Below are 15,965 nucleotides of genomic sequence, written 5' to 3'. Positions count from 1 at the left end.
TATATTTAATTGTTTTTGAGATGCTATTGTTTACATTGATTATTAAAGGCGATTTAACTAATTTTTACCACGTTGAATAGTTAAATATGTTAAGATTAGCAGTATTTGTTTCTGGACGAGGTTCAAATCTAAGGGCAATTCTAAATGCCAAATCCAGCAACTATCTAAACATCGAAATAAAAGCTCTTTTTTCGGATAAGGACGAATGTCTTGCAGTTGAATTAGCCAAAGCTAATTCAATTCCTTTTTATTTCGTTAGTAAATATGAAAAAGCTGGTTATATTAAGTTTGAGAGTCTGTCTAAATTACTTGATGAACTTGAAATTGATTTAGTTGTGCTTGCAGGATTCTTAAAAAAAATCCCTGATGAAATAGTTGAAAAATATCAGAACCGGATTATAAATATTCATCCAGCGCTACTTCCTTCATTTGGTGGTGAAGGGATGTATGGATTAAATGTTCATCGAGCTGTATTTAATTCTTCAGCTAAAATATCCGGCGCTTCAGTTCATTTTGTTGATAAAATTTATGATCATGGAAAAATAATTGCACAAAAGGCAGTGGACATTTCTGATGTGCAGACCCCCGAAGATATTGCTGAAAGAGTTTTGAAAGTTGAACATGAACTTCTTCCATTTGTAATTAAAAAAATATCGGAAGATAAAATTTTAATAACTGAAAATAGAGTTTTTATTATAAACTAAAGGTTCTGAGGATTTATTGAAAAAGTTTGCTTTGATAAGTGTATCTGATAAGACTGGGATAGTTGAGTTTGCAAAGAACCTTGCTAGTTTAAACTTTGAGATTTTGGCAACTGGTAACACCGCAAAAGTTATTATTGAAAATAATATTCCTTGTACTGAGATAAGTAACTTCACTTCATTTCCAGAAATATTTTCTGGACGAGTAAAAACTCTCCAACCAAAAATATTTGGCGGCATTCTTATGCGAAGAGATATTGAGAATGATTTGAAAGAAGCAAAAGAAAATGGTATTATGCCAATAGATATTGTTTGTGTTAATCTTTATCCATTCCCAAAAGTAGTTGATAGAGAGGATATTGATTTAGTGACTAAAATTGAAAACATTGATATTGGCGGACCAAGTTTAATACGGGCTGCTGCAAAAAATTATAAATTCATTTCTATCCTTACTAAGCCAGAGCAGTATTCGGATTTCATTTCTGAACTTCAAACTGGCGAGATTAGTATCCACACAAAAGAAAAATTAGCTTCAGAAGCATTTTCTTATACTTCATATTACGATACACTCATAGCAAACTTTTTAGAAAAAACTTTTGATCAACCCAAAGAAGCAATTAGATTAAATTATAAGTTGACCCAATCATTAAGATATGGAGAGAACCCGCATCAACAGGCATCTCTCTTTGGTGAGTTTGATAATTATTTTGAGATTTTACACGGTAAGGAAATATCATACAACAACATAATAGACCTGGTAGCCTCCGTTGAAATTATTCAAGATCTTCCTGAAAATTCGTGTGTGATTGTTAAACACACTAATCCTTGTGGTGCTGGAACAAGTGTTAATGTTTTAGATGCTTTCAACAAAGCGTTTTCAGGTGATCCTGTTTCTGCATATGGGGGAATAGTTTCGTTTAATTCGGTAGTAGATGAAACTTTAGCTGCAAAGCTAAATGAAATATTTTTGGAAATTATATGCGCCCCGGATTTTACAAAAGAAGCACTTGATTTATTATTTACTAAAAAGAACAGAAGAATTGTTAAAGTTCTTAAATCTCTGCCACATGATGAAATGATGTTCAAGAATATTCCTGGTGGTTTAATTGCTCAGGGAAAAGATAATTCCAAAATTGGCGAAAATGATTTGACAATAGTTACTAAAAATAATCCAACTAAAAAGGAGATTGAAGATTTACTTTTTGCCTGGATTTTATGCAAACACACAAAGTCAAATGCTATAGTGTATGTTAAGGATCAAAAAGTTTTAGGTGTAGGTGCTGGTCAAATGTCCAGGGTTGATTCTGCAAAAATTGGTGCAATGAAAGCAAAGGAATTTGGACACGATTTAACTGGAGCCGTTGCGGCTTCAGATGCCTTTTTTCCTTTCGCAGATGGACTGGTTGAAATAGCTAACAATGGTGTTACAGCAGTAATTCAGCCTGGAGGTTCTGTTAGAGATAGTGAAGTTATTCAAGCAGCAAATGAAAGAAATCTTTCGATGGTATTTACCGGAATAAGAAATTTTAAGCATTAAGAGGATTTATGGGAATTTTTGACTTTTTCTCCACTGATATAGCAATTGATTTAGGAACTGCAAATACATTAATTTATGTAAAAGGTAAAGGCATTGTTCTTAATGAACCTTCAATTGTAGCATACGATCGAAGTTCAAAAAGAATAATTGCACTTGGTAACAAAGCAAAAGAAATGCAGGGGAGGGAGCATAAAGAAATAAGAGTAACACGCCCTATGCGCGATGGAGTTATTGCCGATTTTGAAATTGCAGAGGGAATGATAAAAGCATTTATTAAAAAAGTTAGCGGTGGAATGCTATCCAGCCGGAGAATTGTAATTGCTGTTCCAAGCGGAGTTACTGAAGTGGAGAAAAGAGCTGTTAGAGACAGCGCAGAGCACGCAGGTGCAAAAGAAGTTCATCTGATTGCGGAACCAATGGCTGCTGCTATTGGAATTGGAATTGACGTTGAAGCACCAGTTGGAAATATGATTATAGATATTGGTGGTGGAACAACGGAAATAGCTGTAATTGCGTTAGCTGGAATTGTAAACGAAGAATCGATTCGAATTGCCGGTGATGAAATGAATAATGCAATTATGCAATTTTTCAAAAAAAATCATAACCTGCTAATTGGGGAAAGAACTGCGGAAGCAATTAAATGCGAAGTTGGTTCTGCTGTTCCGTTAAAGGAAGAAATTACAGTTCAGGTTAAAGGAAGAGATTTGGTCGGTGGAGTTCCTAAAACTGCGGAAGTCAGTTCAGTTGAAATTAGAGAAGCTTTAAATGAAAATATTGTTCAGATAGTTGAAGCTGTTAAACAATCTTTAGAAAGAACGCCTCCAGAACTTTCGGCTGATATTTTGGACCGTGGAGTTATGATAACTGGTGGTGGTGCTTTATTAAAAGGAATAGATGAAAGAATCAGGATGGAAACAAATCTACCAGTTCATATTGCGGAAGATCCTCTTACTGCAGTTGTTAGAGGAGCAGGAAAAGCTATTGATAATTTTAACAAGTACTCGAAAGTTTTTCTACGACATAGAAGATATTGATGCTAAGCTTATTTAATAAAATCTGGAATGGTTTTAAAGAATACATAGTTTTAGTAGTTTTATTGTTGATAAGTCTTATCTTACTTTCACAAAGCAATAAACCTCCTGTTAAAAAAGTAAAATCCGTTGCGTTTAGTAGTTTTGCAATTCTAACTTCGGCATTTTCAAATATCATAACACCATTTCAAAACAGTTTTGAAAACAGCAGAATAAAAGAAGTTAATGCTCGTTTAATGCTGGAAGTTAACCGGTTACGTGAGTATGGAATTCAAAACGAAGAATTGAAGCGAATGCTGGGATTAAAAGATTCTTCCGCTTTTCCGTTGATTGCCGCAAAAATAATTTCAAAATTTGCTTCAGCATCGCAGGGAAATTTTGTAATAAATGCAGGAATAAATGAAAATATTAAACCTGGTATGCCGGTTATTAATGATCAAGGATTGATTGGTATTGTTGTTAATACTTCAAAAGATTATGCTTCAGTTAGAACCCTGATGCATCGCGAATTAAAGCTGGCTATAAAAAATCAACGAAGCCGCTACGATGGAATAATTGAATGGAATGGCGCCGAGTTAATCATTAAAAATGTTCCAAAATCTTTTGATATGGAAGTTGGGGATCGAATTGTTACATCAGATTTCAGCACAAAATTTCCTCCTTCAATTCCGGTTGGAGTAGTTTCCGGAGGAACAAGAGATAAAACTGGAATGTTTAATAACATCATTGTTACTCCGTATGTGGATTTTATTCGTGCTGAAAATATTTTTGTAATTGGTTTTATACCAAGCACAGTAAAAAATAATTTGGAATTAAATCTTTTTAGAACAAAATAAATGCGTGTATTATATTTTAAGGCAATAGTTTTATTTCTTATTCTGGCAATTCTGCAGCTAACAATAATTCCATTCCTTTCTTACAGACAGATAGCGCCAGATTTAATATTAATCCTTTTAGTTTATTTTACTCTTCAAATGGGTCAACTAAACGGAATAATTTTAGGTTGTATGTTTGGACTTTTATTCGATCTTTTTTCTGGGGGAATAATTGGGAGTGCGATGTTTTCCAAAACATTAAGCGGATTTGTAGCCGGCTATTTTTTTAATGAAAACAAAATAGATGAAAATATAAAATCATTTATGCTGCTTTTTATAATTTTAGTTGTAGGAACGCTTGATTCAATTGTCTATTCCTTCTTTTCAACAAATGAACTTCAAACAAATTTTGTTGTGTTATTTTTTGAACAGGGAATTCTTCCGGGCTTATATTCGGCTTGTATAGCAATTCCATTAATAATATTTTATTCAAAAAAGATTTATACATGACTACCCAAACAAATACCGGAATCGATTTAAGAAGAAGGATTTTATTCTTAATTGTGATTGGAACATTCGCAATTATTGTCATTCAACTATTCAATATGCAAATTATCAAACAGGGAATTTATGACGAACAATCTGCTGATAATAGTATAAAAGGGATTGTACAAACTCCATTGCGCGGTGTTTTTTACGATAGAAATTATAAAGTTCTTGTTAATAACAAACCTTCCTTCACATTGATTATTACACCTTCAATCTATGATAGAAAATTGGATCATCTTATAGAAACTGTTCTTGGTTCCGATTCTGGCTTTATCGGAAAAATATTAACCAACAATAGTATTTATTCTAAATACATCCCAATTAGAATTCAGCGTGATGTTAGCTTTCAAGTTGTATCCTGGGTTGAGGAGAATGCCGAAAAGCTTCCTGGTGTTAGTTATATGGTAGAGCTTGAAAGAGCTTATGAAGACAGCATCAAAGGTTCACATATGTTTGGCTATACAAAGGAAGTTGGTAAAAAACAGCTTGAAGCGGACAAGTATTATGAAATGGGTGATTTTATTGGAAATGCCGGCATAGAAAAAACTTATGAAAAATATTTGCGCGGGCAAAAAGGAATTAAATATATCCTGGTTGATTCGAAGCGTAAAGAAATTGGCAGGTTTAAGGAAGGGATCAATGATAAAAATTCAATTAAAGGAGATGATTTAGTTTTAACAATTGATGCTGATATACAACGTATTGCTGAAAAAGGATTTGAAGGAAAGAATGGTGCTTTAGTTGCTATTGAACCAAAAACAGGAGAAGTTTTAGCATTTGTTAGCTCGCCGGAATTCAACCTTAATGATTTTACTACAGTTACTTCCAAAGATATTTGGCAGGAAATAAATGCCGACCCGGACAAACCACTTTTTAACAGAGCAACTCTTTCAGCTAATCCACCTGGCTCCACATTTAAAATATTAGCCGCCATAGCAGCATTGGAAGAAGGAATTATAACTACCGAAAATACTTTTTATTGCGGGGGTGGTTTTTATTTTGGAAGATTTTTTAAATGCCATGGTGGAAATCACGGATCATTAAACGTAGTTCATGCAATTGAAAAATCCTGCAACTCATTCTTTTATCAATTGATTCTGAAAATTGGATTAGATAAATGGTCAGAATATGGAAGACGATTTGGTTTTGGTCAAAGAACTGGTATTGATATAAATGAAGAAAGGCCTGGTATTTTACCTTCGACAGAATATTATAATAAACGTTATGGTAAAAATGGTTGGACAAAAGGTTTTATAGTTAGTTTAGGGATTGGACAAGGGGAATTAAGCGTTACTCCTCTTCAACTTGCACAGTATGTATCTTTAATTGCTAATGATGGAAAATCATATAGACCTCATTTAGTTAAAGGTTACCTTGATGCAAATAAAAAACTTGTACCTCTTAGTTTTCCAATTGTTGATACTAAAGTTAGTAAAAAAACAATGGACATTGTTAAAGAGGGGATGTTCTTAGTAGTTAATGGGGCAGGTACAGCAACTGGAGTGAGATTGCCTGGTATAAATGTCGCAGGAAAAACTGGAACAGCACAAAATCCACATGGTAAAGATCATGCATGGTTTATTGGTTTTGCTCCATATGAAGATCCTAAAATTGCTGTGGCAGTATTTGTGGAAAATGCAGGATTTGGTGCAACTTGGGCAGCTCCAATTGCTAAAGCAGTAATACAGGAATATTTGAAAAAAAAGAATCCACCTGAAAATCTTAAAAAAGCAGAAGAAAATGTTATTACGGCGTCGCTCCCGAATTGATTATCAGTTCGAAGATAAGTTTGATATTCTTTTAGTTGGTTCTGCATTATTGCTGATTGTAATTGGATTATTAGCAATTTACAGTTCAACTTTACATCATCCAACAGCCGGTGGTAATTTTTACAAACAACTTTATTCAGCAATACTTGCTCTTGTTGTTTTTTTTATTGTTTATTTTATTCCTACAAGAATAATTAATCTTTTACCGCTGCCTTCTTACCTATTCAGCATATTATTTCTTATAGCAGTTATTTTTATTGGACGAAGAGTCTATGGTTCAAAAAGCTGGCTGGACTTTGGTCCGTTTGGATTTCAACCTTCGGAATTTGCAAAAATTGGTGTCATTTTTTTATTGTCTTATTTTTTAAGCAGAGATAAAACTAATATAGAATCAATAAAAGATATTGTAATTGCGCTTTTAATTGGAACATTACCAATTATATTAATACTACTTCAACCAGATGTAGGAACAACATTTGTTTTTGCGGCGATAATTTTAACTCTCTTATATTGGAAAGGAATAAGTTTATTCGGTTTGTTTGTTGTACTTTCGCCACCAATAGTAGTATTGGCTTATATGTTCGGAACAACAATTTTTATTGCTGTTTTAGTGTTGGTAATTCTGGCATTAATATATTTTAAGAAAAATCTTTTTCTCAGCGCTTCGTTATTTGTAATTAATTTATCCGCTGGATTTTTCTTTGAATCTGTTTATAATATAATGAGTCCGCATCAGCAGCGCAGGATAGCAACTTTTCTTGATCCAACTGCAGATCCTCTTGGTTCTGGATATAATGCCATACAAGCAAGAGTTGCAATAGGATCAGGTGGTTTTTTTGGAAAAGGATTTTTAAGCGGTAATCAAACACAATTAAGATTTATTCCGGAACAATGGACCGATTTTATTTTTTGTGTAATTGGAGAAGAGTTTGGCTTTATAGGAAGCGTTATTACAATCTCATTATTTTTGTTTGTATTTTTACGTTTGTTAAAAATAACCTGGCTCGCAAAAGAAAAAAGTGAATTCCATAGCCTCCTTGTTGTTGGAATTCTAACATTATTGTTTTTCCACTTTGTTATCAATATTGGAATGACAATTGGGATAATGCCGGTAGTAGGTTTGCCTCTTCCATTCCTTAGTTTTGGTGGAAGCTCTCTCCTGGTAAATATGTTTTTAATTGGAGTTGCAGCAAATATTTATCGTAATAGAAAACAATACACATAAAAATATATGACAGCGCAGGAAAAATTATTTAGTAGATTGAAAGAAGGGAAACATATTTGTGTTGGTTTGGATACTGATATTTCAAAAATCCCAATGTACCTTCACCAGGAAGATCATCCGATATTAAAGTTCAACAAAATTATTATAGATAACACTGCTGCTCAAGCCGCAGCATATAAAATAAATTTTGCCTTTTATGAAAGAGACGGAGCAGCCGGCATTGATGTACTTCATAAAACTATTGAATACATACCACAGGATATTTTAATTATCGGTGATGCAAAAAGAGGAGACATTGGCAACACAAGCGAGATGTACGCCTATGCAATGTATAATCGTTTTATGGTCGATGCGGCTACCTTAAGTCCGTATATGGGGTATGATTCTTTAGAGCCATTTTTACGATTTAATGATAAAATAAATTTTATTCTTGCTTTAACCTCAAATTTTGGGGCTAATGATTTTGAAAAGTTGGAATTAAAAAATGGTTGCTTTTTGTTTCAGAAAGTAATAGGAAAAGCTAATGAATGGAATACAAACAAAAATTGCGGAATTGTATTTGGTGCTACTAATTTAGATGAATTAAAAAATAATGTTGATTCTTTTATGAATTTGTTCGTACTTTTACCTGGAGTAGGTGCACAAGGCGGCAGCCTGGATGAGGTAGTAAACGTTTTTAAGCAAAATAATTTTAATAATTTCCTTATCAATGTTAGCCGGGCACTTATTTATAAAGATAAAAGCATGGAATTTGGGAAGAAAGCAAAGGAAGAAATAATTAATCTTAATGCTTCTATAAATAAAATTTGGAATAGTTGAGTAAATAGTTTAATTGATTTATATGCAATTTCCCATTACGACTAAATGTAGCTTGGTAGTTTCATTCACCATCCGATAACAGTATTTTAATATAAATCGTCTTCACTTGTTTTATTAAAAATTTCTATTAAAACTAGTCTAGGGATGAGAATGAACAATTACACTAAAGTAAATGAAAAAATTCTTTGTGAAATTTGGAAATCTAAAACTTTAAACAGGGAACTGAAGACTATTGATGGGGAATCAGTTTCAATCATCAATTCCGGTAATGAAAATACCGATTCAGCCGGTCCAGATTTTAAAAATGCTAAAGTGAGAATTGGAAACCTTGTTTATATCGGGGATGTTGAAATCGACCCTGATTTTAATGATTGGAAAGCTCATGGGCATCACCTTGATAAAAGATACAATAAAGTAATCCTGCATGCTACATTACTAAATAAAAATAACCTTTCTTATGTTTTTTGTAAAGATGGTAGAAAGATCCACACAATTTGCCTTGCGGATTTTCTTGAAGATAGCTTGATCGATTCCTACAAAACCGAATTAAATAATGGAAATGAAAAATCAGCTCAACATTTAAAATGTGCGGAAGCAAATCATACTATAGATCAAAAAATAAAATTAGATTTTCTTGATAGACTTGGTAAAGAAAGATTCAAGAAAAAAACTGAAAAAATTTATTCGCGATTAAAGGAATTAGTTTTTATTAAGGAGTTAAGTTTAAAAGAGCCGGTTATTAAATATGATTTGACTTCAGAATTTCTTGCAAGAGAATTTACTTACAATGATTTTAAGATTAAAGAATTGTGGCAGCAAGTATTTTATGAGTTTATTTTTGAAGCTCTAGGCTATTCTAAAAACAAAAATGCGATGATTCACTTAGCACAATTTGCTAATACAGAATTTATTACTTCAATGGAAAATTCTGAAAATATCAATTTAACTATACAATCATGTTTATTTAATATAGCTGGAATTATACCGGAAGAATTGAAATTATCTGAGAATTTAGATAACAAATACCTGGAGTACATTATAGAATTCTGGAATTCGATAAAAGAAAAATATGATGGCAGGACTTTAAATTTTACTGACTGGCACTTCTTTAGACAAAGACCTCAAAACTTTCCAACCATTAGAATTGCCGGGGGCTCAATTCTTTTACGAAAAATTATTTTCGAAGGATTGATTGACAATTTAATAAGTCGCTTTGAACGTATTCGGGATATTGATGTTTTAATTAAAGCAGTAAAAACATTATTTATAGTTAACGCAGATGGTTATTGGAAAGATCATTTTAATTTTGGCGAGCGCTCCAATCAAGAAATAAAATATTTTATAGGTAGTTCCAGGGCAGATGAAATTATTGTTAACGTTGTTTTACCTTTCGTTTCAATATACGGAGATATATTTGGGAAAAATGAACTGAAGAAAAAGGTAGAAAATGTTTATTCAATCTATAGCCAGAATGAGGACAACAGTATTGTTAAATTTATGGCGGATTCTCTACTGATGGAAAATGCTTCTAAAAATAGTGTCATATCTCAGGGGCTGCTGGAGCTATTCAGAACTTATTGCTCAAAAAATAAATGTCTTCAGTGTTCAATCGGAGCAACAGCATTTAATTAGTTCTGGTCAGTCATCTTTTTTATTTCATCTCTTACTTTAGCAGCACGTTCGTAGTCTTCTTTTTCAAGTGCTTCTCTTAATTGATTCTGAAGTGATGCTAATTTAGTTTCCCTGGATGGTGTAATTGGAGGTTTAGGATTTTCTTCAATATCAGGAGTTAAATCAGATTCTTCTGCTCCTTCAAGGGATTCATCCTCAGTGGCTGGAATAAATGCTGCTGTGTTCATAACTTCTTCATTTACATAAATTGGTGCTTGAGTTCTAACCGCTAATGCTATTGCATCACTTGGCCTGGAATCAATATCATTTGTTACAGATGAAACATCAATAATGATCTTTGCATAGAAGGTGTTTTCTTTAAGTTCATCAATAATAACTTCTTGAACAGTCGCTCCAAGGTTATCTATAATACTTTTAAGCAGATCGTGAGTAAGCGGGCGGGGAGGTTTAATTCCTTCCATTTCTAAAGCAATTGCCTGCGCTTCAAATGCACCTATTATTATTGGTAATCTTCTAACGCCATAAAGCTCTTTTAGAAGAATTGCATAAGCTCCACCGGATGAAGGTGTAGATGATAATCCTAATATTTCTACCTGAACTTTGTTCAATTATTTTTCCTGATGTATTATGATTTTAATTTTTTCAATTCTTCAGTTAATGCAGGAACAACATCAAAAATATCACCTGCTATTCCATAATCAGCAATTCCAAAAATTGGCGCATCTTTATCTTTGTTTATTGCAACAATATATTTTGCTGAAGACATTCCTGCTAAATGTTGTATTGCTCCGGAAATACCGATTGCAATATAAAGATTTGGTGTAACAGTTTTACCAGTTTGTCCAACTTGTTCACTATGCGGGCGCCAGCCAGCATCTACAACTGCGCGCGAAGCTCCGACTGCGGCGCCAAGAGTATTTGCTAACTCTTCAACCAGGTGAAAGTTTTCCGGGCTTTTCATACCTCTACCACCAGAAACAATTATGTCTGCTTCAGCAACATCCAGTTTATCTTCTGATTTTTTATATTCCACTACACATGATTTTAAATTCGGATTTTCCACTAATCTTATTTCAACAGAAGCTTGTTTATTTTCCAATTCATCGATCGGAAAAACATTTGGTCTTAATGTAAATATCTTTCTATTTGATTTAATCTTTGAATCGATCAGAGCTTTTCCAGCATAAACTGGTCGGGTACCAATTATTTCGTTGGAATCTATTGTAAGATTAATACAGTCAATCAGTAGCCCCGCATTTATTTTAATACTTACCATTGGAGCTAAATCTTTACCCATTGCTGTGTTGGAAAGGAAAATAACATTGGCATCAATTTCATTTGAGTAATTTGCTAAGATTTCAGAATATGCGCTTGATGAATAATTTAGCAACGCATCATTTTTAAAGTGCGTTATTTTAGTAATCCCATAATTACCAACTGATTCCAAATTGTTTATACTGCCGCCAATTGTAACAGCTTCCACCTCATAATTTAATTGGGTGGCAATTTTGGAAACAGTCTTACAAACTTCATAAGATGACTTTTTTATTTCACTATTGCGTTGTTCTAGGAATACAAGAATTTTATTTGCCATTTTTCAATTTCCTTTTTTAGATAACTTTTGCTTCTTCTCTAAGTAACCGAACTAATTCGGGTACGGCTGTTTTGTCTGTTCCTAATATTCTGCCAGGTTGTTTCATTTTGGGTCTTTTCATATTTAATACTTCAATCGATTGCTCAGAGGTAAGAGCCGGTTTTTCTTCAATCACTTTTTTCTTGGCTGCCATAATTCCTTTTAGCGAAGCATAACGTGGTTCATTCAATCCTTTTTGCGTTGTTATTACTACAGGAAGTGTAGTCTCAACAACTTCCCGTCCACCTTCAATTTCCCTTTCAGCAATTATTTTATTCCCTTCTATCTTTAAATCTACAACAACAGAAACACAGTTAAAGTTTAACAGTTCTGCTACAAGCAAACCAACAATTGAGTTATCATAATCTACAGATTGTTTGCCAAAGAAAACTATTTCTGCTCCGCGTGATTTAATTTCTTCTGCCAAGGCTCGGGCGATTCCCAAAGAATCTCTTTCATTATCATCCTTAAGCAAAACACCGTTTTCAACACCCATTGCAAGTGCTTTTTTAATTGTTTCTTTATTAACATCTTTACCAAGACTTATAACAGTAACATCACCGCCAAACTTTTCCCTGGTTTTCAATGCCTCTTCTATTGCAAATTCATCATAAGGATTAAGAATATATGTAATTCCATTTGGATCAATTGACTTTCCATCAGAACCAACAATTATTTTTGAAGCAGTATCCGGAACGTGACTTACACAAACTGCTATTTTCATTTATCCTCCGTTAGAAATTGAAATACCGCTTTATGGCGGGATTAGGCTAAAATTGTTAAACTAAATGAAATTGATTTTTTCAAGTGGTTTAATATCAATTATTTTCATCAAAAATATAAAGATAGGTTGATAGAAAATCAAATGAGCCAGGGAAGAGGGAATTTGGGATAAGTTGCAAGTTGAAGGATAAAATAATTGTTGAGATAAAAATTGATATAAATTAGTTTTTGAATTTCGATACTTTTTAAAATTTATTTTATATGATTCAATCAATTAAACAAAATTATTGTTTTGGTTAACGAGTTTAATTCTTCTTTTAAATTAGTTGAATTTTGGTAACTTTACGTGTATTAGTTTTCAATTGTTTATAAAAATTCAATTGGTAGTTTTGTTTTACTTCATTAAGGATACAATTTAAATTGGAGTATAAATAGTGGCGAACCTTACAAAAATCAGAACCTTAGTTTATTTCATTTTCCTAATATCAATTTTTACCTACGCATCCGATAAAATTCCAGCTGTAGCACGCGAGATGAGAGCTGTATGGGTGGCAACTGTTGCAAATATTGATTGGCCATCAAAACCCGGATTAAGTGTAGATGAACAAAAGAAAGAAGCAATTGTAATCATAGATAAAGTTAAAAAACTTAATATGAATACAATAGTGTTGCAAGTTCGCCCACAAGCTGATGCAATTTATAAATCAGAACTTGAGCCTTGGTCTTACTATTTAACTGGCGAACAAGGGAAAGCTCCGGAACCATTTTATGATCCTCTTGAATTCTGGATCGAAGAATCTCATGCACGCGGATTAGAACTTCATGCATGGTTAAATCCATACAGAGCAAATCATCCGGCAATGAGAAGTGAGATTTCTTCAAAATCAATTATAAAAACAAAACCTAATTGTGTAAGAAAACTTGGTAATAATGGTTATTACTGGATGGATCCAGCTTTAACAGAAGTTCAGGATCATTCATATTCTGTTGTAATGGATATAATAAACCGCTACGCTGTAGATGCAATTCATTTTGACGATTATTTTTATCCATATACTGAATATAATGATGGAAAAGATTTTCCAGATGATGAATCATATAAAGCATATGTGGATAACGGTGGAAATTTATCCCGTGGTGATTGGCGGAGAGAGGCTGTAAATAAATTTATTGAGAGAGTTTATAATGGAATTAAGAAAGTTAAACCATTGATTAAATTAGGAATTAGTCCTTTTGGCATTTATAGACCAGGATATCCGGAAAGCATTGGCGGCAGCTTTGACCAATATGCAACTTTATATGCAGATGCAAAACTTTGGTTAAATAAAGGATGGATGGATTATTATGCACCTCAACTTTATTGGTCCATTTCCAGAATACAAATGAGTTATCCTGTACTTCTGAACTGGTGGATCTCGGAAAATACAAAGAAGCGTAATCTTTGGCCTGGATTGTTTATCAGACCAGAAGTTAATTCTAAAGAAATGTCTTTAGAAATCGTTAACCAAATTATGGTTGCACGGGGAATGATTCCTAATGAACCAGGAACAATGTTATTTAGTATGAAATCACTCCTAAACAGGGATAGTGTAACATTCAAAGCGTTGATTGAAGGACCATTCAAATATCAAGCACTGGTACCATCTTTTCCATGGCTCGATAATATTGAGCCACTTTCTCCAACAATTAAATTTGAAAAGAAAGATGCGGAATTAATATTAACATGGAAGGCAAATGGAGATGAAAAGCCATTCCTGTATGTCCTTTATTTTAAAATTGAGGGAAGATGGAGTTACGAAATATTTTCGGAAAAAATCAACATAAAAGTTTTAAATCCTGAAGGAAAGAAAATATCAGAAATTGCAATTTCCGCTGTAGATAAATGTGGAAATGAAAGTGAAAAGAAAATACTTATGATCAATTAAAAAATTGTTTGAAGTTAGAAATAAATTCTGGTACAAGCCGGTTCTTATCTCTGAATATTATCATTTAATTTTAACATTCCTTTTCATAATTTTCGGATGTGGCAGAACAAACTCAAATAGGGCAAATTAAACCTGATCAGGAAGAAGAAACAATAATTGGTTCACCTTTCCTGGTTATACTTTTTAATGATGATTGGCATTCATTTGATGAAGTGATTGTTCAACTTGTAAAGGCAATTAAATGCTCGTTTGAAAAGGCTCGCGATTTTGCATTTGAAGTTCATGTTAAAGGTAAGGCGATTATTTTCAATGGACCGATGCAACAGTGCTTAAAAGTAACTTCAGTTCTGGAAGAAATTGGACTTAATACTCAGATTGTTTCTTAATAATTTTTATTCTGCATAAGTCAAACAACATTTAACGTTCAGCAGTCTTCGAATCAGAAATTATCTTTTCCTCTCATTCATTCGTATATTTGAAGCATCAATTTTCATCAAAAGGATAACAATATGCAGATCGGATTAGTGGGATTACAATATTCCGGCAAAACGACCTTATTCCATACTTTGGCAAAGGGACATGAATCTGACAGTGCACTTAATCCTGATAAAGCAAGTATAGCAACTGTTAAAATTCCTGATGAAAGATTGGAAAAATTAACTGCTATTTTCAATCCATTGAAAAAAGTTAATGCGACAATTGAAGTTTATGATACACCTGGTTTACGCGTTGCGGATGATGGTAAAATGAAAATAACTTCCGATTTTCTGAACAATGTAAGAAATAATGATGCGCTTTTCTGCGTTATTCGGCAGTTTGAAAATGAAGCCGTTGCTCATCCTGATGGAAGTATTAATATTGTAAGGGATATTCAATTTCTTGAAACAGAATTTTTGTTTTCCGATATGGCAACGCTGGAAAATCGGGTAGAAAAACTTAAAAAGGAAATATTAAAATCAAAAGGGGACCAGCCAAAGAAAGAATTGATATTAATAGAAAAATGTTTGCAGCAAACTGAAAAAGAACTTCCATTAAGATTATTGGAATTTGATTCTGCTGATAAAAAAATTCTATCTTCTTATCAATTCTTAACATCTAAACCTCTTATTGTTGGAGTAAATTTCGATGAAGATTCTATCAGTAAAGTTGACGGTGTTCTTACAGAAATTAATTTGAAATTTGATAAGTACAAAATTATTGTTATTCCATTTTTTGCCAAGATAGAATATGAATTATCCTCGATGAGTGATGAAGATGCAAAAGTTTTTATGGAAGAATATGGAATTAAAGATTCAGCGCTTAGCAAAATACTTCAATCTTCTTATGAAGTTTTGGGATTGCAATCCTTCTTTACGGTTGGTGAAGATGAGTGCAGAGCATGGACAGTTAAGAAAAATTCAACCGCACAGGATGCCGCCGGAGTTATTCACACCGATTTTTATAATAAATTTATCCGTGCAGAAGTTGTTCATTATAACGACTTTATAAAACATGGTTCATTTGCAAAATGTAAAGATGCAGGAAGCTGGCGACTTGAAGGAAAAGAATACATTGTTAAAGATGGAGATATTTTAAACATACGTCATAGTTGACAGAAAGGGAAAAC

General features: G+C 33.0%; 15 protein-coding genes. 12 read left to right on the top strand and 3 right to left on the bottom strand.

All coding sequences use genetic code 11. From position 1 onward, the window contains the following. Positions 1-86 precede the first annotated feature (86 nt). From purN to NTX22_04335, 9 genes are all read left to right on the top strand, one after another. Positions 87-704 carry a phosphoribosylglycinamide formyltransferase gene (gene purN, locus NTX22_04375; GenBank protein ID MCX6149745.1) on the top strand — a complete coding sequence of 206 codons (618 nt, stop codon included), beginning with the start codon at positions 87-89 and terminating at the stop codon, positions 702-704. A gap of 16 nt (positions 705-720) precedes the next feature. Then, positions 721-2,238: a bifunctional phosphoribosylaminoimidazolecarboxamide formyltransferase/IMP cyclohydrolase gene (purH, locus tag NTX22_04370; GenBank protein MCX6149744.1), complete on the top strand. Its 1,518-nt coding sequence runs from the start codon at positions 721-723 to the stop codon at positions 2,236-2,238. 8 nt (positions 2,239-2,246) lie between these two features. Beyond that, on the top strand, positions 2,247-3,272 hold the full coding sequence (locus NTX22_04365; GenBank protein MCX6149743.1) for a rod shape-determining protein: 1,026 nt from the start codon (positions 2,247-2,249) through the stop codon (positions 3,270-3,272). Next, entirely contained in the window at positions 3,272-4,105 is an 834-nt protein-coding gene (gene mreC / locus NTX22_04360; protein MCX6149742.1) for a rod shape-determining protein MreC, read from the top strand. The genes NTX22_04365 and mreC overlap by 1 nt, the downstream gene beginning before the upstream one ends. Further along, positions 4,106-4,594 carry a rod shape-determining protein MreD gene (mreD, locus tag NTX22_04355; protein MCX6149741.1) on the top strand — a complete coding sequence of 163 codons (489 nt, stop codon included), beginning with the start codon at positions 4,106-4,108 and terminating at the stop codon, positions 4,592-4,594. Next, positions 4,591-6,402 (top strand): penicillin-binding protein 2, encoded by a 1,812-nt coding sequence (gene mrdA / locus NTX22_04350; protein ID MCX6149740.1) that lies wholly within the window; start codon positions 4,591-4,593, stop codon positions 6,400-6,402. Before mreD ends, mrdA begins: the two co-directional genes overlap by 4 nt. After that, positions 6,374-7,627, top strand: coding sequence for a rod shape-determining protein RodA (rodA, locus tag NTX22_04345; protein MCX6149739.1), 1,254 nt, complete (start codon positions 6,374-6,376; stop codon positions 7,625-7,627). Before mrdA ends, rodA begins: the two co-directional genes overlap by 29 nt. A gap of 6 nt (positions 7,628-7,633) precedes the next feature. Beyond that, positions 7,634-8,446, top strand: coding sequence for an orotidine-5'-phosphate decarboxylase (gene pyrF, locus NTX22_04340; protein ID MCX6149738.1), 813 nt, complete (start codon positions 7,634-7,636; stop codon positions 8,444-8,446). Between the two features lie 150 nt (positions 8,447-8,596). Then, positions 8,597-10,078, top strand: a complete 1,482-nt coding sequence (locus NTX22_04335) for a DUF2851 family protein (GenBank protein MCX6149737.1) — start codon at positions 8,597-8,599, stop codon at positions 10,076-10,078. Here the strand turns inward: NTX22_04335 and NTX22_04330 are convergent. The 3 genes from NTX22_04330 to NTX22_04320 are packed head-to-tail and all read right to left on the bottom strand — an operon-like array spanning position 10,075 to position 12,435. Beyond that, positions 10,075-10,686, bottom strand: a complete 612-nt coding sequence (locus tag NTX22_04330; GenBank protein ID MCX6149736.1) for a bifunctional nuclease family protein — start codon at positions 10,684-10,686, stop codon at positions 10,075-10,077. The genes NTX22_04335 and NTX22_04330 overlap by 4 nt on opposite strands. Before the next feature lie 17 nt (positions 10,687-10,703). Beyond that, a complete protein-coding gene (locus tag NTX22_04325; protein ID MCX6149735.1) occupies positions 10,704-11,672 on the bottom strand; it encodes an electron transfer flavoprotein subunit alpha/FixB family protein in 969 nt (322 codons plus the stop codon). Positions 11,673-11,688: 16 nt separating this feature from the next. Next, positions 11,689-12,435 (bottom strand): electron transfer flavoprotein subunit beta/FixA family protein, encoded by a 747-nt coding sequence (locus tag NTX22_04320; GenBank protein ID MCX6149734.1) that lies wholly within the window; start codon positions 12,433-12,435, stop codon positions 11,689-11,691. A gap of 433 nt (positions 12,436-12,868) precedes the next feature. On the opposite strand from NTX22_04320, the gene NTX22_04315 reads away from it, so the two are divergent. From NTX22_04315 to ychF, 3 genes are all read left to right on the top strand, one after another. Beyond that, on the top strand, positions 12,869-14,359 hold the full coding sequence (locus tag NTX22_04315; GenBank protein MCX6149733.1) for a family 10 glycosylhydrolase: 1,491 nt from the start codon (positions 12,869-12,871) through the stop codon (positions 14,357-14,359). Between the two features lie 98 nt (positions 14,360-14,457). After that, a complete protein-coding gene (locus NTX22_04310; GenBank protein MCX6149732.1) occupies positions 14,458-14,745 on the top strand; it encodes an ATP-dependent Clp protease adaptor ClpS in 288 nt (95 codons plus the stop codon). 123 nt (positions 14,746-14,868) lie between these two features. Next, entirely contained in the window at positions 14,869-15,951 is a 1,083-nt protein-coding gene (gene ychF / locus NTX22_04305) for a redox-regulated ATPase YchF (protein MCX6149731.1), read from the top strand. The last annotated feature ends 14 nt before the right edge of the window (positions 15,952-15,965 follow it).

It is taken from the genome of Ignavibacteriales bacterium (assembly GCA_026390815.1).
Taxonomy (GTDB): domain Bacteria; phylum Bacteroidota; class Ignavibacteria; order Ignavibacteriales; family SURF-24; genus JAPLFH01.
This window is presented reverse-complemented; position numbering and strand designations above follow the sequence as displayed.